The sequence below is a fragment of the Rhizobium sp. BR 314 genome, from assembly GCF_047445805.1.
In the GTDB taxonomy this organism is placed as follows: domain Bacteria; phylum Pseudomonadota; class Alphaproteobacteria; order Rhizobiales; family Rhizobiaceae; genus Rhizobium; species Rhizobium lusitanum_B.
Genome location: NZ_JARWLA010000055.1, coordinates 1 through 23,843 on the forward strand (window position 1 = coordinate 1; position 23,843 = coordinate 23,843).

A 23,843-nucleotide genomic window follows, 5' to 3' on the forward strand; every position below is an offset into this window, starting at 1 on the left:
GGTGAGTAGGATACGAACTGCGTCCGACACCGTAAGACCCATGCTTTCAAGCACCGCAGAGGCGCGATCTCGAACCTCAGCATCAATGCGAGTTTGAACGAGTGCGTTCGAAGCCATAGTTATCTCCAGCTGAAAAACCGGCTGTAATGCATACATAAGCAGATCGACACGTTGGGCTTCCTAGGCAAAGGGTTAGGTTTCGGATCCGATTCACAGTCAGGATCTACTGGAAATTTGGCCAACAACGCTATCGCCGCATGATGAGCGGTGCCGCGACCCCAGCCGCCAATTCAGTACATCAGAACGATTTTCGTGCATTTTGATCGGCTATGAGCTATCTCGGTGTCAACATCCTATCTAGGTAGAAATGCACCTACCATGGCCCTGAGCATCAAAGACGCTGAAACGGAACGCCTTGCACGGGCGCTCTCCGTCAAAACCGGCGAAAGTATTACCGTTGCCACTCGCACGGCACTCATCGAGCGGCTGAACCGACTGAGTTCCGAAGTTCAGAAAGCTGCACTGCTTGAAGATCTGGCAGCAAGCCGCCGTCGTTGGAAATCGCTTCCCATTCTGGATACGCGCAGCGCCGACGAAATCCTCGGCTATGACGAAAATGGGTTGCCGACCTGATGGTCATCGATACGTCCGCTTTCGGTGCACGATAACGCCCCGGCGGAAATCGCTCAATTTGACAATGGGCGGGCATAAGCATGCTGGATAGGCAACATCTCTCGATCCTGCGTGAAGTCGACCGCCTGGGCAGTCTGACGGCTGCAGCTGAGCGGCTGAACGTCTCCCAGTCCGCTCTCAGCCACACAATCCGCAAGCTGGAAGAACGATTTGGCGTGGCGATGTGGGAAAAGGATGGCCGCAACCTTCGTCTCACCGAGGCCGGCCGCTATATTGTGACGCTGGCGCAGCGCGTTCTTCCCCAGATCGAGAGGGCTGAGGATGTCCTGTCGGATTATCGCCACGGCCAGCGAGGTTCGCTCAAGATCGGCATGGAATGTCATCCTTGCCACCAGTGGCTGATGGGTGTCACAAAGCCCTATCTCATGGAATGGCCGGATGTGGGCCTGGAATTGACGACATCATTTGCCTTCGGCGGCGCGGCGGCTCTGACGGGATACGAAATTGACATCTTGATTACACCGGATCCGATCGAGATGCCCGGCATTCACTATCTGCCGGTGTTCGACTACGAACTGGTGCTTGCCGTTCCGGCCGATCATCCGCTGGCGCTGAAACGCCATGCCGAAGCTGCGGACCTGCTCGATGAGACGCTGTTCACCTATCCTGTACCGCCGGAGCGGCTGGATGTGTTCACGCAATTCCTGGTGCCTGCCAATTGTCGCCTGCGCCACCACCGGAATGTCGAGACGACTGAAATGATGCTTCAACTCGTGGCGGCAGGTCGCGGGGTTAGAGCTTACAACGGCCCGCATCACGATCACTGGATTGATCAACACGTCGATATGTTCCACGAGTCCGTATATCGCGACGCGGCCGGGCTGAGCATTTCCGCAATCGCTCGAAAATTTAAAACAAGCCGTCGAACCATTATGCGGGTAAGAAATGAAGTTCCACCTCCTAGATCAGCTTAGTGCAACCCTCCGCGCAGTTTCGGTTTTGGCCGCATGCTCTCTTATGTTAGCGCTTGCCGGTCATTCAGCGGAGGCTCAGTCGATTATGACACCGTCTGGCGAATTGCATATTGGCATGACGAGAGACCAGATCGCCCGTCTTCTTCAAAGCGAGGTACGGGCAAATGCGGATACAGCAGGACTTCCTCACGCCAGCATGGTGGACGTCAAGATCGGCAATCGAGCAATAAGCGCAATTCTTACAACCAAGGGCATCGTCTATTCAATCCAATTGCAAGAGACTTATCCGGCAGACCCGGTTGGAATACAAGCGGCCGAGGCCGCTTTCCAAACCTACCTCAATACCTATGCTTCACCCACCAAACCGCCGATTATCCATGGACCCGAGGCCACAATAGACGCCTGGACAACCACCGAAGGCCATTCCATAAGGGTTGTTCTCATGTGCGATGAAACTGTTTTAATCGTCGGGATTGCGGACTATCAACTTCAGCTAAAGGATGATGGTGTCACCGATGAGAAACGACAATATTTCCGGGATGGGTTCTCTGGTCCGTACAGCCCTGCACGATGCTTCTAACCATTAGCTTGGCAGACCCTTGGTCAAGATGTCCACTCCTTGTTCTACCTAGACGCAGGATTCTGAACTACCCCTGTCCTAGCCCCAATTACTGTGGTGGACCATCCTTGTTGCCGGTAAGAATCTAAGGCCTCTCGGTCTGTCCACCGGCATCGTACAGTTAACGGAACGTGGAACTTGATAGGCGATGAAGGAGCGACGTCACGTTGTTTCACGCGCAGGCGGACAAGGCGGTTGTCAGTGAAATCAGGCTGTTGCGCCGGTCACGGTTTTCCAGTGCGCCATGGCGCGGATGCGATGGATGTGGGTGGCGAGGGCGGAGCGTTTCGAGTGCGGTGGGACGAAGAGGTTTCGAAGTGCTGAGAAGACTGAAATGAAGCGTTGCAATCCGCCAGGAGATCGAAATCCCTGCATCATCCGTTCTCGTTTTCGAAGTGGCCCGTGAGAATTCTCTGCGCGATTGTTCAGGCCCTTGTGCGTGCGATGTTCGACGGTAGACATCACATCCCGTCTTGCCGCTCCATATGAATGTAGCTTGTCAGTGACGATCCGCCTCGGCGCGAGGCCTTGCTCCTTCAGCAGCCTGATCAGCAATCGCTTGGCAGCGTTGGTATCCCGGCGGGCCTGGACGATCTCGTCGAGAACGTAACCGTTCTGGTCGACGGCACGCCAAAGCCAATGTTTTCGGCAGCCGATAGAAATCACGGCCTCGTCCAAATGCCAGATATCGTTTCGCGATGGCTTCTTTCTGCGCAACCGATTGACGTAAGCCGCCCCGAATTTTCGACCCCATCGACGGATCGTTTCGTAAGAAACGACAATGCCGCGCTCCAACAGCATTTCCTCGACCATCCGCAGCATCAAAGGGAACCGGAAATACAGCCATACCGCATGAGCGATGATCTGTTGCGGGAAACAGTGACCTTTGTAGCTGATGGCAGCACTCTTCATCCCACCGTCTCTATGCACAATTCACTGACGGCTCGTTTATGTGACAACGCCGCGAGATCGTATAACTAAAGCGAATGGCCTCTGACGAGGCCGGCACGGTTCATTCTCGTAAAAAATGCCGTTAGTGAGGCTCCTCCCCGGAGCAAAAAGCACAACCCACCACCGCCTCGTAAGCCAATACTCGCGGTTCAAGCGTCAACATGGACACCCGCCTACTAAACACCACATAGAAAATCAGCTTTTGGACGCAGCGGCGACTTGGTCATCATTCATGACGGTGTGCTGATTTGCCCTGCTCCACACGGCGAGCACTTCTTCGCCGCGCTGGAGCTGTAGTGGATTCCCGGCAGTGATCAGAGACAAACCCGTCTCTCCACCGGAGAACGCCAATCCCACTTTGATGTGAGCACCCGCGAAGGCGATCTCTGTAATTCTTGCGGCTTTTGAAAGCTCGTTTTCGCCAAGCTTGCTGGTCGGCTTCTTCAGGTGAATATGCTCTGGGCGAACAATAACATTCGTTCCCCGGCTTGATCCCTCCATAATGTTGGATTCTCCGAGGAATTTCGCGACGAACAAGGAATTCGGACTGCGATACAATTCCGTCGGCGTGCCGACCTGCGTTATTTTCCCGTTGTTGAAAACCGCGATGCGGTCGGAGAGCGTAAGCGCTTCCTCCTGATCGTGCGTCACAAACACGAATGTCATCCCAAGCTCACGGTGCATACGAGCGATCTCAAGCTGCAAGCGATCGCGCAGGCGCTTATCAAGGGCGCCCAGCGGCTCGTCAAGCAACAATGCTCTCGGCTCGTAGACAACGGCGCGCGCCAGTGCAACACGCTGTTGCTGTCCGCCCGAAAGCTGCCGCGGCAGTCGATGCGCGAAGTCGCCAAGTTGCACGAGGTCGAGCACATGCTTCACCCTGGTTTCGATTTCCGCCTTCGAAACTCCCCTTTGACGAAGCGGATAGGCGATGTTCTGAAACACTGTCATATGCGGGAAAAGCGCGTATTGCTGAAAGACGACCCCGAGGTCGCGCTTGTGCGGCTTGAGGTTGGTGATGTCCTGGCCATCGATTTCGACCGAGCCGGCATTCAGGCCAACGAAACCGGCGATAATGGACAGCAGCGTTGTCTTGCCGGAACCACTCGGCCCCAGAAACGTCATGAACTCGCCAGGCGCAATGTCGAGCGAAATATCGTCGATAGCGGGCTTTGCAGCACCCGGATAGTAACGGGTTGCGTTTGAGATTTTGATCGAGTGCTTTTTCATCATTCTTACGGAACCGCGTTTCTACAACTTGTTGCCGGCTCTGAGCGAGACGAACAGGAAGATAAGCGTCGTTGCGACGACAATCACACTGGAGGCGGCAGATATGGTTGGATCCATGTCAAGGGCGATCGAGTTGTACATCTGGACCGGCAGCGTTCTGAGTTTTGGAGTCTGCAGGAAGAGGGCAACGACAAACTCGTCGAAGGAACTGACGAATGCGAAGAGGAAACCTGAAATCACGCCGGGCGCAAGCAGCGGAATCTTGATCCGCAAAAGCGTCGTGACACTTCCGGCCCCCAGACTGGATGACGCAAGATCGAGCGTGTTATCATAACCAGTGAGGCTGGCGGCAACCGTCGTGATGACGAATGGGATGGCAAGCGCGGTATGCGCAAGAACGAGGCCCGACAGGGTGCCGGCAAGATGCCACTTGAGGAATACGGCATATATGGCGATCCCGATCACCACACTCGGGACAGTCAACGGGAGCGAAAAGAAAACTCTTAAGGCCGCACCCGTCCTGCGGCGAATGCGCGTCAACCCGATCGCCGCGGCGACACCGAGAACGGTGGCCAAAATCGCCGTAAGTGAGGCGATCTGCAGCGACTGCAGCAGAGACGAAAGCCAAACGCGCGATGTGAAGAAGTTTTCATACCACCGCAGTGACCATTCCCGCGGTGGGAATTGTAATGTCTCGCCAGCGGTGAAGCTCGCCGGAATAACCACGAATGTCGGCAGGACAATCAGGATCGCCGTCAGCAGCGTCATGAGCCGCAGGAAGAGGCCGGGGCCGCCTTCGCGACGCGTCGAGAAAGGAGACATCGTCCTCACCTCACTTTCCAGCCGTATTGGGTTGCAGATCGAGACGGGCATTCAGCCGGCTGATCAGCGCCATCAGTGCTGCGGCGATAATCAGAACGATAACGGCAAGTGCGCCGGCGCCCCCAAAGTCGAGCAATGTATCGACGCGCGTCGCGATGAGCTGCGAAACAAGCGCCTCCTGTGGTGACCCGAGGATCGCAGGGGTAACGTAGAAGCCAAGAGCGATAACAAAAATGAGCGACAGGCCGGCAAGTATACCGGGCAATGACAAAGGCAGATAGATTTCCAGAAATGCGTGCCATCTCGGCGAGCCCATGGAGGCTGCGGCGTCCAATAAGCGCCGGTCGATCCCGCGCATGTTGCTATAGAGCGGCAGGATCATGTAAGGCAGCAGCACCTGCGCCATCGCGATCGTCACGCCGGCCGATGTGCGGACCAGCACCATGCCGGGCAAGCCGACCCAGGAGAAGGCCGTTTCAATCAGGCCGCCCCGCTGCATCAACAATGTCCACGCGAAGCTCCGAGCGATAGCCGAGGTCCAGAATGGCAGCAGCGCAACCGTCATCAGAACGGCGCGCATTCGGGGTGTGACCAGCGTCAACATGTAAGCATAGGGAAACCCTATGAGCAGCGTTACGACCGCAACGATGGCAGCGATACGCAGGGTTCTCAAAATGATGATGATGGAGATGTCGTCGGTCAGGAGCGATGTGTAATTCTGCAACCCGAACTCAGGGTCGGTAAAGCTCCTAACCGCGATGGAAAACAACGGATAGAGGAAGGTCGCGAGCAGGAGAACGGTCGATGGAAGCAGCAGCCAGACAGCAACATTGATTGGCGCCACCGTGATCTTCCGTCCTTCAGAGGCGCGGTTGTCGATAACTGCTTCCATCATTTGACCTATCGGGACATCCAGGGAGTGACCTTGGCGATGACTGAGTTGAGATTCGCCGACCACCATTTCACATTGGAAAGCAGTACCTTGTCTCCGGTTTCGTCATGCAGACGCGGATTGAAGGTCTTGTTGAGGTCGGAGTAGTCTGGCGTCGCCTTGCTTGTCGCAGCGATGACGCCTGCCAGTTCGGCAAAGCGCTTATTCTGTTCGGGATGCGAGACGAACTGGACGAAATCCATCGCCGTCGCAAGATTTGCAGTGCCCTTCGGGACGATCAGTGAATCCCAGCCGAGGATCGTCTTGTCCCAGACCGGAGCGATCGGCGCGCCGGCCTTGGCAGACGCCATGACGCGGCCGGTCACGGCAAACCCCATATCGGCCTGACCGTCGACGAGGGCCTGCTGCAGCGCGCCATTCGTTTTGGTGAAGATAATCGACGATTTGATCGTATCGAGCTTCTTGAGCGCGCGATCCACATCGATCGGATAGAGGTTCTTGGAATCAACACCGTCCGCCATGAGGGCATATTCCAACGTGCCGAGGCTGATGTCGGGCGGTAATACGCGCGTTCCGGGGAAGTTTTTTAAATCGAAGAAATCGGCGAGCTTGGTGGGCGGATGATCCTTATATTTCTCGGTATTGTAGACGAATGTCAGGGCAAAGAAATAGACAGGCAAACCGCAATCACTCACGGAACCCTCGGGAAACTGCGAGGTATCGATCTTAGAAAAATCGAGCTTTTCTAGAAGCTTACCACAGTTCTGCTCGGCGAAGGCAGCGCCCTGATCCATGACATCCCATGAAACCGCGCCGGCTTCGACCATCGCCTTCAGCTTCGCGCCGTCGGGTGGTGAATCGTTTTCGAACTGAACGTTCTTGCTCGCAGTATAGGGTTGCTGCCAAGCCTTGATCTGCGAATCCTGCAGGGTGCCCTGATAGGAAACGAAGGTCAGAGACTTGTCCTCTGCGCGCACCTGGTCGAGCGCGACGACCGCGCTCGTGGCGCCAATGAGCGCGGCAAACAACGAGTTTCTTATCTTCAACATGAGTTCCTCCTCCTTCTTTGTATATATTTTCCGGACCACGTCGCGCGCACCTTACGCACGAAACCTCCATCGCTCGCCGGGCCGCCTCCGGCTAATTGCTCGCTGCAATCATGCAATCGACCGCATCGCGATTGCTTTGCAATTGCTCCAGTAGAGGCTGCACGTTCGGCGGCCTTTGCCCTGCCGCGGCGAAGGGTATCGTCTGCCGCGCAAAGGCAAACAACTGCCCTGTGACATTTCCAAGCGGCGTCCGTCCACGCAACTCGGCGGCCTGTGCGGCGACGATAAGCTCCATGGCAACGATAGAGGTGCCCAACTGTGCCAGTTCCAATCCACGCCGGCCGCCCAGCGCAGCGAGGGACGCCCGATCCATCACGCCGTTCGAATGGCTTGAGCTTGCCAGCTCGCCAGCCAAGGGGGCCGTCAAGAGCCTCGCTTCCGATGTAATCGACTTATGGAAAAGCGCGACCCCATTGAAGCCGGGGGCACCGATGCCGTCTTCCTCGATGAGGCCGATCGCAAGGCCGGACCATGTCGTGTCGACGAGCTTTGCAAGCCTCTCGGTCGAGCTGGTGAAAACCGGGGCGAAGGCAAGCCGCATCACGTCGAGCGCCATGCAAAGCGTAACCATATCGAAGTTTGCCACCGCAGCGAGACTGCCATGTTCCAGCGATACCACCGGGTTGCCCTGACTCGCGTTCAGCTCGCGCCCTATCTGCTGCCTCGAAAAGGCGAGACTATCCTCGGCGGCGCCGTGGATCAGCGCCATCGAGCGGAAACATAAGGGATCCTGCAGATTTCGAGGACCGCCGGCCGAAAGGATATAACTGCCCTCGATATATTTTCTGATCGCCGAGCCGTGCCGATCAAGACCGTCGAATGGACGAGACCGTAGCGCGATCTCGGAAACGGTAGAAGGATTGGCAGCGTACCCTTCCATGCTAAGCGCGCCAACGAGGGTCGAAAGCTGCAGCAGGCGATGAAGATCGACGAAGGAAAGCACGGCAACTGCCGTCGACATGGCGCTCGAATTGAGGAGCGCGAGAGCCTCCCCGGCCTCGAGATCGATATCGTCGAAGACAGCCAGGGCGACGTCGGCCATCGATGACATATCGCTCTGCCCCATGGATCCCCAAAGATGCATGGCAATCGGCCGATCGGCGTTCAGCGCATCCACCAGGCGTTCTGCCAGAACCGGCCTTGCGCCCGTGGTGCCGCTTGCCAACGAATTGAGAAGATTGAGTACGGTGGCGCGCGTAACATCCTTGGCTGCCAGCGGCCCATGCCCTGCATTATGGGTACGAAGCAAGCGCCGGCTGAATTCGGCGGTGTTTGCCTGACTGATGCTGGCGGTAGTCTTCGGCCCGACACTGGTGGTCGCGCCATATATTCTTTCGCCGCGCGCGATCGCCTCTTCCAGGATGCTGCGGCCGCGCGCCATGCGCTCGATCGCGTCGGGACTTAGTGTGATCTTGGAACCGTTTCGGGATACGGAAACGACCTGCTCCATCGCAAGGTGCTGGCCGGTAATCTCGACGATATCTTGGCGCAATGATTGCATATGGAACGGCCGCCTGCCTTACCGTGGAATGATCTGTGCGGGACTTTCACCCTCTTGCGCCGCCGAGATTCACCTCATGCGCTATCGTGGTCGATGGGTAGGCCATTCAACGACTGCGGACAACTGCATAATCGATGCGTTTCAAACAATGAAACGAGCACCGATCCGATCACACCGCCCTTGCGTGGCGTTGGGGGAAAGATCTAATCGAGATCGGAAGACCGATTTGAGCGTATGACTTGTCAGTTCGTACGGTCTTATCGACGATGGGAGGTTTAGATGACGTTCGCGCCTGTTCAAGCGGTGACGAAAGCTCTTGCAGTTCTTGCAACCGTAAACCAAGGCGGTCTCGTGGGCGTAAAGGAGATACATTCCCGAACCGGCATTCCGAAGCCGACAGTCGTACGGCTTTTGCAAACGCTGATCGCGGCTGGATATGTGAATCAGGACGAGAAAACGCGCGGATATCACGTAACGTCGGCAATCGCGAATTTGAGCTCCGGGTTTCACGGCGCTCCCAAAGTCATCGAGGTATCGCGCTCTTTCGCCGACAGGCTGACCAAGGAAATCTTGTGGCCCTGCGCCATCTGCACCCTGGATATCGATGCGGTCGTGATCAACTATAGCACCATTCCGGATAGTCCGATTTCGCCCTTCCACGCCTCGCTCGGTCGCCGACTAAGTCTAGGCGGCCGCGCACTCGGCCGAGCCTATCTCTGTTTCTGTCCGCCGGAGGAGCAGCGAATTCTGCGCGATGTCATGCGGGCTTCCAAGGATCCGGAAAACAGCCAGATAAGTGACAGCACTTTCGAAAGGATGATCTCGCGCACGCGAGCGAAAGGCTTTGCGGAGCGAAACCCCGAGCTCGAACCGAGGAGCTCAGGCACGATCGCTTTTCCAATCCGGTCTGGAGAACGCGTGCTCGCGACATTCGGCGTCACCTATTTCAGGTCTGCCTTGCGCGGAAACCAAAATCGGAAAACCATCATCGAAGCCCTCCGCGAAACGGTCACCGCAATTGAGGCACAGCTGCAAACGCCGTAGGGTCAACGTTGAGCCAAAGAAGCTTCAAATCCGTATCGTTCAACGGGATTGCGCAACAGGATGCGCTTCCTCAACTCGCTGTCGGTAACCCAGGTTTCGAACAGAGCCAACAATTGAGCGCTCGTCGGTGGCGTCCCGGCGAACCGTACGAACGGGAAGTCGGTAGCCCATAGAAGACGCTCGCTATTTGCTTCCACCAACGCATCATGAAAGGGCCGGATTGCATCATAGCCAATGCCGGCCCCGCGCCGGCATACGGCCAGCTTGACCCAAACGGCTCCATCTCTCAGCAAGCCGAGAAGGCGCTGGAAATGCGGATGCCCGAGACCAAGTTGAGGATCGAATCCGCCCATGTGATCGAGTACAATCGGAACTTTCGCCCTCTCCACGGCAAGCCACTGCTCGAGCATCACCGAGAGCGGCGCCCACACCTCCGCATGCATACGAATCTCCGCCAAAGCCGGCGCAAGCTTCTGGAGAAAAGTATCGAGGGGCACGGTTCCCGGCATGCGGCTGCCGTCGGGCAGCAGGTTCTCGACAAACCGCAACCCGGAGACCCCCTCCTCCTTGAGAGCGGCGAGACCTTCTACGCCACACGAAGCATCGGCCACGCCGACACCCCTGGCCCTGGAACCCAGCGCCTTCAACGTCGCCCTCATCAGATCAAGATTTCGTCCATAGGGCGTCGGCTGGACGAGGACGACGTGTGACACGCCTGACTGATCAGCGTTCGTTATGAGGGCGCTTGCCGGCGAGAAAGGTGGCGCATAGGCCGGGGTAGTCTCGAACGGAAACGCCCGCGGATCGTCAAAGACGTGAACGTGGCAATCACAAACGCCATGTTCGAGGACGGGCTGATTTATCCGCGTTTCGGCCGCCATTGGGGCGTCTCCATCTGAACGAAGGTCGTTTGCTGATCCGGGATGTGGGTTCCTCGGCAAACGAAAGACTCGATTGCCTGATCAAGCCTGGTAATCGCCCGCATTGAATACCCAGCCCTTTGTGATGAAGTCCGCCCGCGGCGGGGCGAATACGTCAATCAAGATATGACGCCCTGGTCCGACGCCCTCGGTTGTGTGGATGAGTTCGGGAGGAATAATCGCCATACTGCCAGCCGAAGCCTCGATGTGCTGATCCTCGCGCCATTCCTCGGCATTGGACACCCATGGCGTACGGATATGGTGTACGAAATCACCTGCAATCGCGAGAGACCCCTGCTCGAAATCCTCATGCGCGTGCGGCGACAATTTCGTCCGGTCCCGCTGTCCTTCATATTCGACCCAGTTGATACTCATCGTCGAACTCTGAAAGAACTTCAGCCTGGGATTTCCTTCGGGAAAGGGGATCTCATCCACCGAATAGACGCGAATGCGATTGGCATCCTTCTCCAACCGCACCATTGGTTTTGCCACCGGGATCACACGCCCATCGAGCAACCGATAGTCATCGGCATTAACGACGCTGCGAGGGTCCATATCTCGGCGGCCGGTCGTCAGGGCAAACGCCCTTGCACCGAACGGTAGGTGAAGTTGGAACGCGCCGGCCGGCACGACGGCGATGGACCGGCTTTCGATCTCCACAGTTTCGGAGTCCATCGTCAGCGTCGCTTCGCTTTCGGGAATGAGGAGGATGGTTTCATGATCGCTATGAATGAAATCGTCCGCGCCATCGGCACCCGTGACACATTCGACCGTGAAATTCTGGCCTCGAATGATTGAACTTGGGGCGGGCGTCTTGGCGAAATACGAGAGCGAAACGGGGCGTAAAATCATTGCTCGAACCTCAGTAGGTGGCCTCGTCGGCGCGGGTAAACTGTCGCTGCAGCTCGAAGCTTGGTTGGGAAATGGCATATTCGGCACCGCCCAAACGCGTTACGGGCTGTGCGAGAGCCGTATTGAAATACCCACCCTCCTCAAGGAAGCCGGGCTGAATGTGCATGCCGACCACCTTGCCGAAGGTGACGTTGACGTTGGCGTTGCCCGTTTCGTCGATCAGCCTGACAATCTCGATGACCTTGCATTCCAGAGCGGCCGGCGATCGGGCCACGCGCGGTGCCTTCACATAGATGCAATTCGCCTTTTCGAGCCCGGCATACTCGAACTCGTCCATTCCGGCCGGGATTGGCGCGGACGTCATATTCATCTCTTTGACAAGGTCGTAGCTCACCAGGTTGAATACGAACTCACCGGTCTCACGGACGTTTTTTAGTGTGTCTTTCGCGGTACGATCCTCCGGCGTGTTGCAGGAGAATGCGAGGATCGGCGGCTCGTTGGACATGATGTTGAAGTAGGAATAGGGGGCCAGGTTGGCATTCCCTTCACTATCCACCGTACTCATCCAGCCTATCGGTCGCGGGGCAATAATCGCGTTCAAAATGCCTCGCTTGTAGGCTTTCAGCGCGATGTCGACAAAGACGGGCTCGGTATTGGGCATGAACAACTCTCCAGCTGAGGCGATGCCCGGCTCGCGCGGTGATCTCATCGTCCGAGACCATTTTGCAACCGATCCATGGGGCTTGGCATCGTTTTGGCGGACGCTATGCAAGTCGATATTTCAGGACAAGTTGAGAATATCGTCGTTTCAACTGCTGAAATGCTGCCAGAAATCGGACACGCTCCCGGCCACGAGGTGTATTCCTGACTTTCAGAGTTCAGCGGCATCCTGGAGTACGAGAATGGATGAACCAAATCCTCATCTTACCTTAAGAGCACGTATTGCAGACCATCAAAGGCTGCTAGGCACCTTCGTCAAGATTTCCGGTCCATCTTCGATCGAGATATTGGCGGGAGCGGGTTTCGATTTTGTCGTCATAGATCAAGAGCACGGAGTGTTCGACCGCGCAGCGACAGATTTGGCTCTCCTCGCCTGCAAGGCATCTGGGGTATCGGGGATCGTCAGAGTGCCCGCCCTGGCACCAGACGGCATACTTTCAGCTCTGGATTGCGGCGCTGCCGGCATTCTCGCCCCGCACATCGATAGCGCTGGTCGGGCAAAGGAGCTGGTCGCTGCATGTCGCTACCGAGGCGGCCGTCGTGGTTTCTCTGCCGTGACACGTGCGGGCGGTTATGGCGCCAAACCCATGTGGAAACATGTTGGAGAAGCGGACGCCGGCGTGGCGGCAATTGCCATGATCGAAGATCCCGCCGGTGTTGACAACATCGATGACATCGTCTCCGTCGAGGGGCTGGACGCGGTGTTCATCGGCCGCGGAGATCTGACTGTTGCCTATGGCGCGGGCTCAAGAGACCATCCCACGATCGTGTCGGCGGTCGACAGGATCATTGATGCTGTCCGTCGCGCCGGCAAGTCCGTATGGATGATGGTTGAGACCGGCCCGGATATTGAACCTTTGGCGACCAAGGGCGTGTCTTCCTTCATCGTGTCCTCTGATCAGGGCATGCTTCGAAATGCCGCCCGAGATATGATGGGCGGATTATCATGGCTTGCCAGGGACAAACGTGGCTCTCTCTGAAGAGCCCCGTCTCAATTCTGCATACTATGCTATGGCGATGCGGTGCCCACCATGCTTGGAACCAATAAATCGGACGCATCTGATGCTGGTTCAGCGCATTACCGCGACAAAGACCGACGTAATTCATAGGGCGTGGAGTTTCGGGTTGCTATCTCCTGCTGCAAGCCATGCAATGGGGTCGTTCGTCGATAGTTCAGAAAGTGAAACTATCCGATCCAATTCGATAATCATGACACGAGTTATGATCGGCATTGCTGATGCCGCATCTCAATTCATGGCGGCAGGTTGGAACACCCAGTCTAAAGCATGATTTTGCCCGCATCGTCAGACGATTAGCATCGCCCCATCAGCCGACGACGCTTTCGGTTCGTTCCGGTGATAGAACGAGGAGCGAGGATGTACCAAGAGTCCATTGTCAGCTTTGCTGCATCAGCCAAACACAAGGCGCTCATCTGCGTGAGCAACTGCTTGCTTTCCTGGTAGGAACAGCGATGGCCGGCGCCTATATCGGCGCTGGCGACATACTCATGTTTGCCGCTGGGGCGCACGCTGATCCAGCTTAGGTTCATCTTTTGATAGGCGCCGTCGTTTCGTCGGCGTTGACCATCGCCGTCTTCGCGGGTTCCGAACTATTTACTGGAACCGCAATGTATATGCCGCTCGCCGTGCTGACGCGACGCGCCAGGATCGCGGAAATAGTCCTCGTTTGGGCCGCTTCGTGGGCTTGCAGAATCCTCGGCGCAATGGTGCTTTCTCGGCTTTTTCATCTTGCAGGCGGCGGCATGTTGCTCAGCGACGGCAGTCAGTCATCCTTCGCTGCTGTCGCGGCCAAAATGTCGACAGGGTCGCCTGCGCTCTTTGCCCGCGGAATCTTGTGCAATTGGCTCGTCTGTCTAGCTATCCGAGTGGATGGGCGAACCGAAAGTGCCGCCGTCAGGGCCTTACTGATCTTTTGGCGGATCCCCATCTTCGCGCCCTTTGCCGAGCTATATGAGGCAAGCAAGCAGTCGCGGGTACGCATCTTTGCGGAAAATTCGCCCTTTGATCAAAAGGACCGCCTGAAGGCAAGGGGTTATCGCTGGTCCGACGGCAGCGACGGCCGCCTGAAATCATGGTGGATCGAAGTCGCTGAAGAAGCGATGGAGGATGAGCTACGGTTCGTGCGAAGCGATATCTATCGCTGGGACGAGGCTGATCCGCCGGTCCAGCGACTGACGGCTTTCGATCGGTTCAGGAGCCGAAGCTAGCCGACAGGGGACACCTCTTGTGAGGTACTGAGGCCGGAGATTCCTCGGTCGCATGGAGCCTGACCGCAAATTTTGCGGCCAGAGTATGGTGCCACTCGCGACTGGCGAGTGTCAGTTCAAGCAGGGCCGCAGCTTGCGCGGCTCACATACCTACGTTTTCGCCACCCATGAATTCTCAGGGGGAGAGTTGCGGCAACCCCTCGGAGCACGGTCATTGTGAGGATGATCGGAGCCCGTGGATGTACCCTGCCCTGCTTCGAGTTCGATGCCTTTGCGACGCTCCGCTTAGGGAAATACGTCTTGGCCACTCCAGTTGCGATGGTAGTGACCTTGGCACAAACTGCGTCATCGGTCTCAAGAGACGACAACCAATTGCCTAGACAGAGGCAATGGGCAGGCGTTAAGCTTCAGCTTTAATAACAGCGATGTCAAAACCATGAACATGATCGAATCCCCACGCGGATCGGGAGAAGACGGCGAAAAGATACTGAGCAATCCGGTGCGGCTCGGGGGCCGCCTTAAGCTTGCCCGGCAAACACGAGGATTGACACTCAAGGCGCTCGCTTTGGCTGCAGATTGCTCGGAAAGTTTGCTGTCCAAGATCGAGAACGGCAAGGCATCTCCCTCTTTGCCGATGCTTCATCGGCTTGTCGGCGTTCTCGGCACTAATATCGGCTGGATGTTCGAGGAAACCGATGGCGAAGAGGGTATCGTGTTCCGATCTGGAACGAGGCCGCTAATCGGCCTGGATCCTCTACGCAGGGGGGAAGGCATCTCTCTGGAACGAATTATCCCCTATTCCCAAGGCCACCTGCTGCAATGCAACATCCATCATATTGAGGCCGGCGGTCAGAGTGCCGGACCGATCCAGCATATCGGCGAAGAGGTCGGTTACGTCCTTGCAGGTGAAGTTGAGCTTATGGTCGGCGAGCGTACCTTCCGGCTTTCTCATGGCGACAGTTTTGTTTTCAACTCCGAACTACCCCACTGGTATCGTAACGTTGGCTCGGAACGAGCCAGCATCTTCTGGGTGAATACGCCAGCGACTTTCTAGTTCCTGCCGATCCAATCGGAGCAGACGCAAGCCCTCTTCAGAATCATCAATTCAAGTCACTTGACAAGAATTCAAGTTACTTGAATACTCCCTATGCAATCCAAAAACATGGGGAACGATTATGCATCTCAAGAAATATTTGTTTGGTTGCGCACTTGGCGCAACCATTGCCCTCGGCCTCAATGCAAGTTCGGCTCTGGCCGATACGCTGGCGCTGGTGACCATCAACCAGCAAGCCCTGTTCTTCAACCAGATCAATGACGGTGCCAAGGAGGCGGCAAAAAAGGCCGGCGTCGATCTCGTCATCTTCAACGCAAACAATGTGCCCAGCGCGCAAAATGATGCGATCGAGAACTACATCACCCAGAAAGTCGATGGCATTATTCTGGTTGCCATCGACGTCAATGGCGTAAAACCGGCAATTACCGCTGCCAAGAAGGCCGGTATCCCGGTCATCGCGATCGACGCACAAATTCCGAATGGCGACAATATCGCCTTTGTCGGTGTCGACAACACCAAGGCCGGCGGAGAGATCGGCAAGTTTTATTCCGATTACGTCAAGGGCAAGCTGAACGGCAGCGCAAAGCTCGGCGTCGTCGGCGCGCTCAACTCCTTCATCCAGAACCAGCGTCTCGATGGCTTCAAGGCAGCCGTCAAGGCAAGCGAGCAGAAGGTCACGTTCCTCGATACGGTCGATGGCCAGAATGTCCAGGACGTGGCGCTCAGCGCTGCCGAAAACCTTATTACCGCCAATCCGGATATGACGACGCTCTATGCAACCGGCGAACCGGCATTGCTCGGCGCCGTTGCCGCCGTGACCAGCCAGGGAAAGACCGGCAGCGTCAAGGTATTCGGCTGGGATCTGACCAAGCAGGCGGTCGAAGGCATCGATCAGGGTTGGGTCACCGCGGTAATCCAGCAAGATCCGGCCGGCGAAGGCAAGGCAGCGGTCGAGGCTTTGGTCAAAGTCAAGAAGGGTGAGAAGATCGACCCGATCATCAACGTGCCGGTGACCATCGTCACCAAGGAAAATGTCGACAAGTTTCGGGGCATGTTCAAGTAACCCCGACCTCTCGTCACGTCATGGCCGATCGTCTCGGCCGTGACGTTATGGCATTATGGCTTAAGCCATTTCCGCAAGGCAGCAGTGAGATGACAAATGCTGATACCTACCGCGTCAGGATGACCGGTATTTCCAAACGCTATGGCACGATGCAGTCGCTGGACAATGTATCGTTGACCTTGAAACCAGGCGAGGTTCTCGGCCTCGTCGGCGACAACGGCGCCGGTAAGTCCACCTTGAGCAAGGTGCTGTCCGGCGCGGTCGTCCCGGATTCGGGAACAATCGAAATTGATGGCCGGCCAGTTTCCTTTACCTCGCCGGCGGATGCCCGGGCGGCTCATGTCGAGATGGTCTATCAGGATCTGTCGCTATGTGACTCGGTCGATGTGGCAGGCAACCTCTTTCTTGGGCGAGAGCCCAAATGGAGGCTTGCGGGCATCCCGATGCTCGACAAGAAGACGATGCATGAACGCGCCCGCCACATGCTTGAAGGGCTCGGTATCGTCATTCCCGATACGCGGCTGAAAGTCGAAAATCTGTCGGGTGGTCAACGCCAGTCGATCGCGATCGGGCGCGCCGCTTCGTTCAATCCATCGGTGCTGATCATGGATGAACCGACGGCGGCGCTGGCGGTCGCCGAAGTCGAAGCCGTCCTCGAGCTCATTCGCACCGTCAGCGCCCGTGGCGTCAGTGTCATCCTGATCACCCATCGTCTGCAGGATTTGTTTCTGGTCTGCGACCGGATTCAGGTGATGTATGAGGGCCAGAATGTCGCCGAGCGCCAGATCGAAGACACGAATATCGAAGAGGTCGTCAACCTGATCGTCGGCCGCAAGTTCGCCGCGCGCTCCGCCGGCCCATCTCCAGATCGAGGCGTTTCCACATGACCATGACCTCTTCTCATACCCAAACCGGGCAGTCGACCCGCATGCGCAAGGCGCGCCTTTACGACAAGGCCATGGCCAATGGCGGCATTGTGTCGATTGCGCTATTCTTCATTGCCGTCTGCATCTTCTTTTCGCTTTTCACCAACGTCTTTCTGACGGCACCGAATTTGTTGAACGTCGTCAGGCAATCGGCGCCGCTCCTGATCGTCGCTGCGGCGATGACCTTTGTGATCACCACGGGTGGAATCGATCTCTCTGTAGGCTCGGTGTTGGCTCTGGCCGCGACGCTCTCGGCCGCATGCCTGCAGGTTGGCATTCCCTGGCCGCTGACCGTGCTGCTGATGCTGATGCTCGGTGTGGTAACCGGTCTGATCCAGGGCTATTTCATTGCCTATGAGCGTATTCCTGCCTTCATCGTGACGCTTGCCGGGCTTTCCGTCATCCGCGGTCTGGCGCTTCTCATTACCGGCGGTTATTCCATCCCCGTCAATCCGGAAAGCCCGTTCACTGCCATAGGTCAAGCATGGTTCTTTGGCATTCCTGCGCCGGCGCTGATTGCGGTCGTCATTCTTGCCGCAGCCTATGTCACCTTCAATGAGACGCCCTTCGGCCGCTACGTGACCGGCATCGGCGCCAATGCTGAAGCGGTGCGGCGTGCCGGCGTCAATACGCGGCAAGTGACACTGTTCGTCTATGTGATCTCGGGGGTTGCAGCCTCAATCGCCGGCGTCATCCTCGCGGCACGATTGGGATCGGGCTCGTCCAACTCCGGCCAGGGGTTCGAACTCGATGTCATAGCGGCCGTGGTGCTGGGCGGCACCAGCCTGTTTGGCGGGCGTGGATCGGTCGTCGGCACTGTGCTTGGTGCGCTCACCGTGGCCGTTATCGCCAATGGTCTCATCCTGTCGCACATGTCGCCCTTCTTCACGCCGATCGTGACCGGGGTGATCATCCTGGTGGCGATCTGGCTCAACTTTCGCCTGTTCAAAGGCGCGGTCAGGAGCCGTTGAGCGATGCTGGACCATCTTTTTCCCGAGACAGCAAAGACACGTCACGCCATCGGCGTGCAGACGGGATGCGCTATGACTGTGCTGGGGCCAATCCCGGTCTCCGAAATGGGCGTGACCTTGATGCACGAGCATATCTTCCTCGACGGCGCCCGTTCCTGGAAGTGCCCTTGCCATCCCGATGAGCGCGCCATCGCGGAACAGCCGCTCGGCATAGAGATCATCGGCGATCTGCGAATGAACCCTTACATGAACCGCGACAACGTCTCGCTTGATGATGCCGACCTAGCGCTCGCAGAGCTCGGCCGCTTCCAGAAACTTGGCGGCAACACTGTGGTGGAAACCACCAATTTCGGCATAGGGCGCGACGCTGAACAACTGCGCCGTATTGCAAGACTATCAGGCTTGAAGATCATCATGGGAACGGGGTTCTATCTTGAGCACACCCATCCCGAGTGGCTGAAGGATATGGATATCGATGAGGTCACGGCCTTCATCATCAATGATGTCGGCGGCGGCGAAACGCAGCCGGAGATCATGGCCGGCATCATCGGGGAAGTTGGCGTCAGCAAGGATTTTACCGCCGAGGAGCAGAAGTCGCTGCGGGCGTCAGCAAGGGCATCGCGGCTGACAGGCCTGCCGTTGTCGATCCATCTGCCGGGTTGGGAGCGCCTAGCCCATCGGGTACTCGATATGGTGGAAGAAGAGGGTGCGGATCTGCGCCACACCGTCCTCTGCCATATGAATCCCAGCCACAATGACCTCCGGTACCAGATGAACCTTGCCGAGCGCGGGGCCTTTTTGGAATACGACATGATCGGCATGGATTACTACTATGCCGATCAAGACGCCCAATCGCCTTCCGACGAGGAAAATGCCAGGGCGATAGGAACGCTCGTCGACATGGGTTTTGCCGATCGGCTGCTGCTGTCGCAGGACGTATTCCTCAAGATGATGCTGACCCGCTACGGCGGCTTTGGCTACGGTTACATTCTCAAACATTTCCTGCCGCGGCTGAAACGCCTCGGCGTCGATCAGCAGTCAATCGATAAAATGCTGATCTCCAACCCCCAATCGGTATTTTCCGCCTCGGCTTGATCGCCGCAGGCGCAGACAAGGAGCAGATATGAGCAAGAAAAAAGTTCTCCTCGCGGGTGAGTCATGGATTTCTACCGCGACCCACATCAAGGGTTTCGACCAGTTTCCGACGGTCACCTATCATACCGGTGCCGATGAGCTGCTGAAGGCGCTGAAGGACAGTGCCTTTGACGTCACCTTCATGCCGGCGCATGAGGCCCAGCGGGACTTTCCGCTGACGGCGGAGGCGCTTGACGAATATTCGGCGATCGTTCTGTCGGATATCGGCGCCAACACGCTGCTTTTGCATCCCGATACCTGGATCCATTCCAAGCGCACGCCGAACCGGCTGAAACTCCTGCGCGATTATGTGGCGAAGGGCGGAGCACTGCTGATGTTCGGCGGCTATTACAGCTTCCAGGGCATCAATGGCGGCGCCCGTTATCGCAAGACACCGGTCGAGGATGTGCTGCCGGTTACCTGCATGGCGGTGGACGACCGCGTCGAAGTTCCGGAGGGCTTTACGCCTGTTGTGACCGGCGATACGGCGCATCCGATCCTCAAGGGCCTGGGCGGCGACTGGCCTTATCTGCTCGGCTTCAATGAAGTCACCGTCAAGCAGGGCGCCGAAGTGCTGGCATCCGTGTCGGGCGAGTATGGTTCGCTGCCGCTGCTGGTGACCGGCACCTATGGCGCCGGAAAGTCGCTTGTCTGGACGTCGGATGTCGGTCCGCACTGGCTGCCGCCGGAGTTCATCGCCTGGAACGGCTACAAGACTCTATTCGAGCAGATGCTGGCTTGGGCGACGACGAAGGATTGATGCCATGCCCCTCCATGTCGTCGGCAACGTCTGCCTAGACACAAGCTTTCGCCTGCCGCACCTGCCGCGGCCGGGCGAAACGCTTAACGCGCTGACGGCGATCGAGGGACTCGGGGGCAAGGGCGCCAACCAAGCGGTTGCGGCAGCGCGATGCGGCGCGGATGTCTATCTATGGTCCGCCCTCGGGAATGACGCGCTGGCGGATCGGCTGATCCAAATGTTGCAGGTCGATCTCGGTACCGACCGACTAATCCGTCTTCCCCATCGGACCGATCAATCGACGATCCTGATCGACGACGCCGGCGAGAATGCCATTGTCAGTGCAGTCGAGTGTGCACGTGCATTCGATCCGCTCTCGAATACGGATATTCAGGCGAGATGGCAGGAGGGCGAAATTCTTCTGCTGCAGGGCAATCTCTCCTGGGACACAACAACTGCCTGCCTACATCGCGCCAAGCGATCGGGACTTATGACGGTGTTCAATCCGAGCCCTTTGCCGGAACGGCGGGTTAACGACCTCACCGATGTCGATCTCGTCATCGTCAATCAGGGGGAGGCTTCGACACTGACAGGGGTCGTCGAACCCGAACACGCGGCATGCAGGCTCGTGGAGATGGGCGTTGCAGATGTGATCATCACCCTCGCGGGCGATGGGAGCCTGGTCCTCGATTCAAAGGGCGCTGGCCCGATCCGGCTGCCGGCGCAGAGGACAGTGGTTGTCGATACCAGCGGCGCCGGTGACTGTTTTGCCGGCACAGTCGCCGGATTGCTGGGGCAGGGAAAAAAACTGATTCATGCCGCAACAGTAGCATCGAAGGCTGCGGCCATGGCGGTGGGTCGGCTTGGAACACTGGCCGCCTATCCCACTAGGGCGGAATTTTCGGAACTCTTGAAAATATCGGAACTGGAAAACACATGACAGGAACGGCAAAGCCAATCGGCCAAACTTCGGGTAACGCGCTCATCGAGCTTTTCGGTCGCGAGAAGACGATCATCGGCGTCGTCCATTTGGCGCCCTTGCCGGGTGCACCACGTTATTCGGGCGATGATATTGAGCTGGTTTACCAGCGCGGGCTCGATGATGCGCGTAGCTACCTTGCGGGCGGCTGCGATGCCGTCATCATTGAAAACCATGGTGATATCCCCTTTTCGAAACCGGACGATATCGGTCCAGAAACCTCCGCCTACATGGCTGTTGTTTCCGACCGCATCAGGCGCGAACTTGGGCGGCCGATCGGTATCAATGTCCTCGCCAACGCCGCTATACCCGCTTTGGCAATCGCCAGTGCTGCCGGCGCCGGTTTCGTGCGTGTCAATCAATGGGCCAATGCCTATGTCGCCAATGAGGGCTTTATCGAAGGCGAGGCGGCGCGGGCTATGCGCTATCGTTCACGGCTCAGAGCCGGCGGCATCCGAATTTTTGCGGATGCACATGTCAAGCACGGCGCACATGCGATCGTTGCAGATCGCCCGGTTGAAGAACAAGTCAAAGATATTGTCTTCTTCGACGCAGATGTCGTCATAGCGACCGGTCAGCGCACGGGGCACGCGGCCGATCTTGGCTATATCGGCATGATCAAGCGGGCATCCGGCCTGCCGACGCTCGTCGGCAGTGGCGTTACACCCGACAATGTCAACGACATCCTCTCAGTTGCCGATGGCGTAATCGTCGCAAGCTCTCTGAAGTATGATGGAGTTTGGTGGAATGCGGTCGATCCGCAACGAGTGACAAAGTTCGTGGCAGGGATCCGTCGATGAATTCATGCCCCAACATTAGTGCGCCTCGACTGCTGCAGCGCATTGCCGAGTTTGCCACAATCGGGGCGACCCCAGCAGGCGGAGTGAACCGCCAGGCGCTGAGCACGGAAGATCGCGCAGCGCGTAAGCGGCTGGCGGATTTGGCAGCGGGGCGCGGATTTTCCATCCATCAAGACGCAGTTGCCAATCTTTTCATCCGGCGCGACGGATCCAATCCTTCGCTTCCGCCCGTTCTGATCGGCAGCCACCTCGATAGTCAGCCTACTGGGGGCCGGTTCGACGGCGCACTTGGTACACTGTCTGCCTTCGAAGTGCTGGAGGCTCTGGAGGATGCCGGCGTTATCACCGAGCGGGCTGTGGAAGTCGTGTCCTGGACCAACGAGGAAGGCAGCCGCTTCTCTCCAGGCTGCATGGGTTCGATGGCCTTTGTCGATGTTGGCGACATAGCCGGGTGGCAGGACATACGTGGCGTCGAGGGAGCAAGATTCGGTGATGAACTTGCGGCAACATTAAATGCCCTGCCGGAGGCCAGAGTACAGCCAATTGGTCATTCCATCTCGGCCTTCGTTGAAGTCCATATCGAGCAGGGTCCTGTACTAGAACGCGCAGGCGTGCCGATCGGCATCGTTACCGGCGTACAGGGGACCAAATGGCTGGAGATTACCTTTACCGGCGAGGCGGCCCACGCCGGCACAACGCCACTGGAATTCCGCAAGGACCCCCTGGCGGCGGCGATCACCGCTATTGCGCGCCTCCAGCAGGCCGTCATGCCGGCTGATCCGCTGGCGCGACTAACGGTCGGCCGCATGACCGTCGAACCCAGTTCAGTCAATGTCATCCCGAGCAAGGTCACCTTCACGATCGACATTCGCCATCCGGAAGAAGACGTGCTTGCTTCCATTGAAGCGCGGGTCATCGCAGAATGCCGAGCGTCGGCCGAGGACCACGCACTCGATGCACACATCGAAAAGCGCTTCGATATGGCACCGGGTACGTTTGACGCTGCCATTGTTAAGGTAATTGAAAACGCGTGTGAGAGTCTCGACATTCCCCTCATGAAGCTGGTCTCAGGAGCATTCCACGATGCACTCTTTGTCAGCCGCGTGGCGCCGGCTGCGATGATCTTCGTTCCGTGCCGCGATGGCATCAGCCATAACGAGGCTGAGTTCGTTAGCTCGGAAAATATTGAAACTGGCGCGAAAGTTCTGCTTCAGACGGCCCTTTCTCTGGCCCAGGGAGCAGCGGTGAAATCCGCTTAGAACTGGCCGAAGATAGCTGCGATACTGGAACAACGACTGAGAAATGTGAGTCTACGCCCCCTTTGCGACCAAGGTTCGCCAACTAAACTCAACGATAGAGGTAGCGTCGCCTTCTGTGGTTGCCGCCCGTTGTGCAAGAATTTTTTTTGACCGTCTGAAGGTGTGATCGAGTGCGGTCTTCTGTCAGGCCTTTTTGTACGGCGCTTTCAGAAGCCGCCGGCCGGTATGGTGATCTGCGGATCGGGTCCAAATCTTAGCCCCGAGCTTCAATGCACAAAGGCGACGGCTGGTTTTCCCTATCCGGATCAGTTCGATCAAGCGCCCATTCAGGTCATCGACTTCTCACACCTCCTTGCCGGCGTTGTTCGTAGTCGGCTTACGCCGCTACACCCGCCGGCAAATCTCGATAATCTTCCTGTTTCGT

General features: G+C 57.3%; 24 protein-coding genes and 2 pseudogenes. 16 read left to right on the forward strand and 10 right to left on the reverse strand.

The window, feature by feature from the left end; translation table 11 throughout:
* Positions 1 to 117 (reverse strand): type II toxin-antitoxin system RelB/DinJ family antitoxin (locus QD461_RS33955; RefSeq protein WP_414091362.1); only part of this gene is annotated, 117 nt, incomplete at its 3' end.
* A 261-nt stretch (positions 118 to 378) separates the two neighbouring features.
* Here QD461_RS33955 and QD461_RS33960 point away from each other — a divergent pair.
* The 3 genes from QD461_RS33960 to QD461_RS33970 all read left to right on the forward strand — a co-directional run bounded on the left by QD461_RS33960 (position 379) and on the right by QD461_RS33970 (position 2,187).
* Positions 379 to 633, forward strand: coding sequence for a type II toxin-antitoxin system VapB family antitoxin (locus tag QD461_RS33960; protein WP_414091344.1), 255 nt, complete (start codon positions 379 to 381; stop codon positions 631 to 633).
* Between the two features lie 80 nt (positions 634 to 713).
* Positions 714 to 1,607, forward strand: coding sequence for a LysR substrate-binding domain-containing protein (locus QD461_RS33965; RefSeq protein WP_414091345.1), 894 nt, complete (start codon positions 714 to 716; stop codon positions 1,605 to 1,607).
* A gap of 85 nt (positions 1,608 to 1,692) precedes the next feature.
* Positions 1,693 to 2,187 carry a hypothetical protein gene (locus tag QD461_RS33970; RefSeq protein ID WP_414091346.1) on the forward strand — a complete coding sequence of 165 codons (495 nt, stop codon included), beginning with the start codon at positions 1,693 to 1,695 and terminating at the stop codon, positions 2,185 to 2,187.
* A gap of 246 nt (positions 2,188 to 2,433) precedes the next feature.
* On the opposite strand, the gene QD461_RS33975 is transcribed toward QD461_RS33970, so the two are convergent.
* From QD461_RS33975 to QD461_RS34000, 6 genes are all read right to left on the reverse strand, one after another.
* Positions 2,434 to 3,138 carry an IS6 family transposase gene (locus QD461_RS33975; RefSeq protein ID WP_414091347.1) on the reverse strand — a complete coding sequence of 235 codons (705 nt, stop codon included), beginning with the start codon at positions 3,136 to 3,138 and terminating at the stop codon, positions 2,434 to 2,436.
* Between the two features lie 234 nt (positions 3,139 to 3,372).
* Complete coding sequence (locus QD461_RS33980) at positions 3,373 to 4,410, reverse strand: ABC transporter ATP-binding protein (RefSeq protein WP_414091348.1); 1,038 nt, start codon at positions 4,408 to 4,410, stop codon at positions 3,373 to 3,375.
* Positions 4,411 to 4,428: 18 nt separating this feature from the next.
* A complete protein-coding gene (locus QD461_RS33985; RefSeq protein WP_184708879.1) occupies positions 4,429 to 5,229 on the reverse strand; it encodes an ABC transporter permease in 801 nt (266 codons plus the stop codon).
* Between the two features lie 10 nt (positions 5,230 to 5,239).
* A complete protein-coding gene (locus tag QD461_RS33990; RefSeq protein WP_414091349.1) occupies positions 5,240 to 6,124 on the reverse strand; it encodes an ABC transporter permease in 885 nt (294 codons plus the stop codon).
* 5 nt (positions 6,125 to 6,129) lie between these two features.
* On the reverse strand, positions 6,130 to 7,170 hold the full coding sequence (locus QD461_RS33995; protein WP_414091350.1) for an ABC transporter substrate-binding protein: 1,041 nt from the start codon (positions 7,168 to 7,170) through the stop codon (positions 6,130 to 6,132).
* Between the two features lie 91 nt (positions 7,171 to 7,261).
* Positions 7,262 to 8,731, reverse strand: a complete 1,470-nt coding sequence (locus QD461_RS34000) for an aromatic amino acid lyase (RefSeq protein WP_414091351.1) — start codon at positions 8,729 to 8,731, stop codon at positions 7,262 to 7,264.
* A 279-nt stretch (positions 8,732 to 9,010) separates the two neighbouring features.
* On the opposite strand from QD461_RS34000, the gene QD461_RS34005 reads away from it, so the two are divergent.
* Complete coding sequence (locus tag QD461_RS34005; RefSeq protein WP_414091352.1) at positions 9,011 to 9,775, forward strand: DNA-binding transcriptional regulator; 765 nt, start codon at positions 9,011 to 9,013, stop codon at positions 9,773 to 9,775.
* A gap of 2 nt (positions 9,776 to 9,777) precedes the next feature.
* Here the strand turns inward: QD461_RS34005 and QD461_RS34010 are convergent, their stop codons facing one another.
* The 3 genes from QD461_RS34010 to QD461_RS34020 form a co-directional block, all read right to left on the reverse strand.
* A complete protein-coding gene (locus QD461_RS34010; RefSeq protein ID WP_414091353.1) occupies positions 9,778 to 10,656 on the reverse strand; it encodes an amidohydrolase family protein in 879 nt (292 codons plus the stop codon).
* An 81-nt stretch (positions 10,657 to 10,737) separates the two neighbouring features.
* Positions 10,738 to 11,547: a hypothetical protein gene (locus tag QD461_RS34015; protein WP_414091354.1), complete on the reverse strand. Its 810-nt coding sequence runs from the start codon at positions 11,545 to 11,547 to the stop codon at positions 10,738 to 10,740.
* Between the two features lie 10 nt (positions 11,548 to 11,557).
* On the reverse strand, positions 11,558 to 12,208 hold the full coding sequence (locus QD461_RS34020) for a flavin reductase family protein (RefSeq protein ID WP_414091355.1): 651 nt from the start codon (positions 12,206 to 12,208) through the stop codon (positions 11,558 to 11,560).
* Here QD461_RS34020 and QD461_RS34025 point away from each other — a divergent pair.
* The 12 genes and pseudogenes from QD461_RS34025 (at position 12,207) to QD461_RS34080 (ending at position 23,419) form a co-directional block, all read left to right on the forward strand.
* Positions 12,207 to 13,247, forward strand: coding sequence for an HpcH/HpaI aldolase family protein (locus QD461_RS34025; protein WP_414091363.1), 1,041 nt, complete (start codon positions 12,207 to 12,209; stop codon positions 13,245 to 13,247). The two genes, QD461_RS34020 and QD461_RS34025, sit on opposite strands and share 2 nt — an antisense overlap.
* A gap of 599 nt (positions 13,248 to 13,846) precedes the next feature.
* Positions 13,847 to 14,161: pseudogene (locus QD461_RS34030) on the forward strand (formate/nitrite transporter family protein); the annotation flags it as partial.
* Between the two features lie 60 nt (positions 14,162 to 14,221).
* Positions 14,222 to 14,494 (forward strand): annotated as a pseudogene (locus QD461_RS34035) (3'-5' exonuclease); the annotation flags it as partial.
* 442 nt (positions 14,495 to 14,936) lie between these two features.
* Positions 14,937 to 15,548 carry a cupin domain-containing protein gene (locus tag QD461_RS34040; RefSeq protein ID WP_184709044.1) on the forward strand — a complete coding sequence of 204 codons (612 nt, stop codon included), beginning with the start codon at positions 14,937 to 14,939 and terminating at the stop codon, positions 15,546 to 15,548.
* A gap of 121 nt (positions 15,549 to 15,669) precedes the next feature.
* Positions 15,670 to 16,611, forward strand: coding sequence for a substrate-binding domain-containing protein (locus tag QD461_RS34045; protein ID WP_414091356.1), 942 nt, complete (start codon positions 15,670 to 15,672; stop codon positions 16,609 to 16,611).
* Positions 16,612 to 16,700: 89 nt separating this feature from the next.
* Positions 16,701 to 17,498, forward strand: a complete 798-nt coding sequence (locus QD461_RS34050; protein WP_414091357.1) for an ATP-binding cassette domain-containing protein — start codon at positions 16,701 to 16,703, stop codon at positions 17,496 to 17,498.
* A 2-nt stretch (positions 17,499 to 17,500) separates the two neighbouring features.
* Positions 17,501 to 18,508 carry an ABC transporter permease gene (locus QD461_RS34055; RefSeq protein WP_414091364.1) on the forward strand — a complete coding sequence of 336 codons (1,008 nt, stop codon included), beginning with the start codon at positions 17,501 to 17,503 and terminating at the stop codon, positions 18,506 to 18,508.
* A 3-nt stretch (positions 18,509 to 18,511) separates the two neighbouring features.
* On the forward strand, positions 18,512 to 19,603 hold the full coding sequence (locus QD461_RS34060) for a phosphotriesterase (protein ID WP_414091358.1): 1,092 nt from the start codon (positions 18,512 to 18,514) through the stop codon (positions 19,601 to 19,603).
* Positions 19,604 to 19,631: 28 nt separating this feature from the next.
* Positions 19,632 to 20,402 carry a glutamine amidotransferase gene (locus tag QD461_RS34065; protein ID WP_184708856.1) on the forward strand — a complete coding sequence of 257 codons (771 nt, stop codon included), beginning with the start codon at positions 19,632 to 19,634 and terminating at the stop codon, positions 20,400 to 20,402.
* Positions 20,403 to 20,406: 4 nt separating this feature from the next.
* Positions 20,407 to 21,321 (forward strand): ribokinase, encoded by a 915-nt coding sequence (locus tag QD461_RS34070; RefSeq protein WP_414091359.1) that lies wholly within the window; start codon positions 20,407 to 20,409, stop codon positions 21,319 to 21,321.
* Positions 21,318 to 22,160 carry a BtpA/SgcQ family protein gene (locus QD461_RS34075; protein ID WP_414091360.1) on the forward strand — a complete coding sequence of 281 codons (843 nt, stop codon included), beginning with the start codon at positions 21,318 to 21,320 and terminating at the stop codon, positions 22,158 to 22,160. The genes QD461_RS34070 and QD461_RS34075 overlap by 4 nt, the downstream gene beginning before the upstream one ends.
* A complete protein-coding gene (locus tag QD461_RS34080) occupies positions 22,157 to 23,419 on the forward strand; it encodes a Zn-dependent hydrolase (RefSeq protein WP_414091361.1) in 1,263 nt (420 codons plus the stop codon). The genes QD461_RS34075 and QD461_RS34080 overlap by 4 nt, the downstream gene beginning before the upstream one ends.
* Positions 23,420 to 23,843 lie beyond the last annotated feature (424 nt).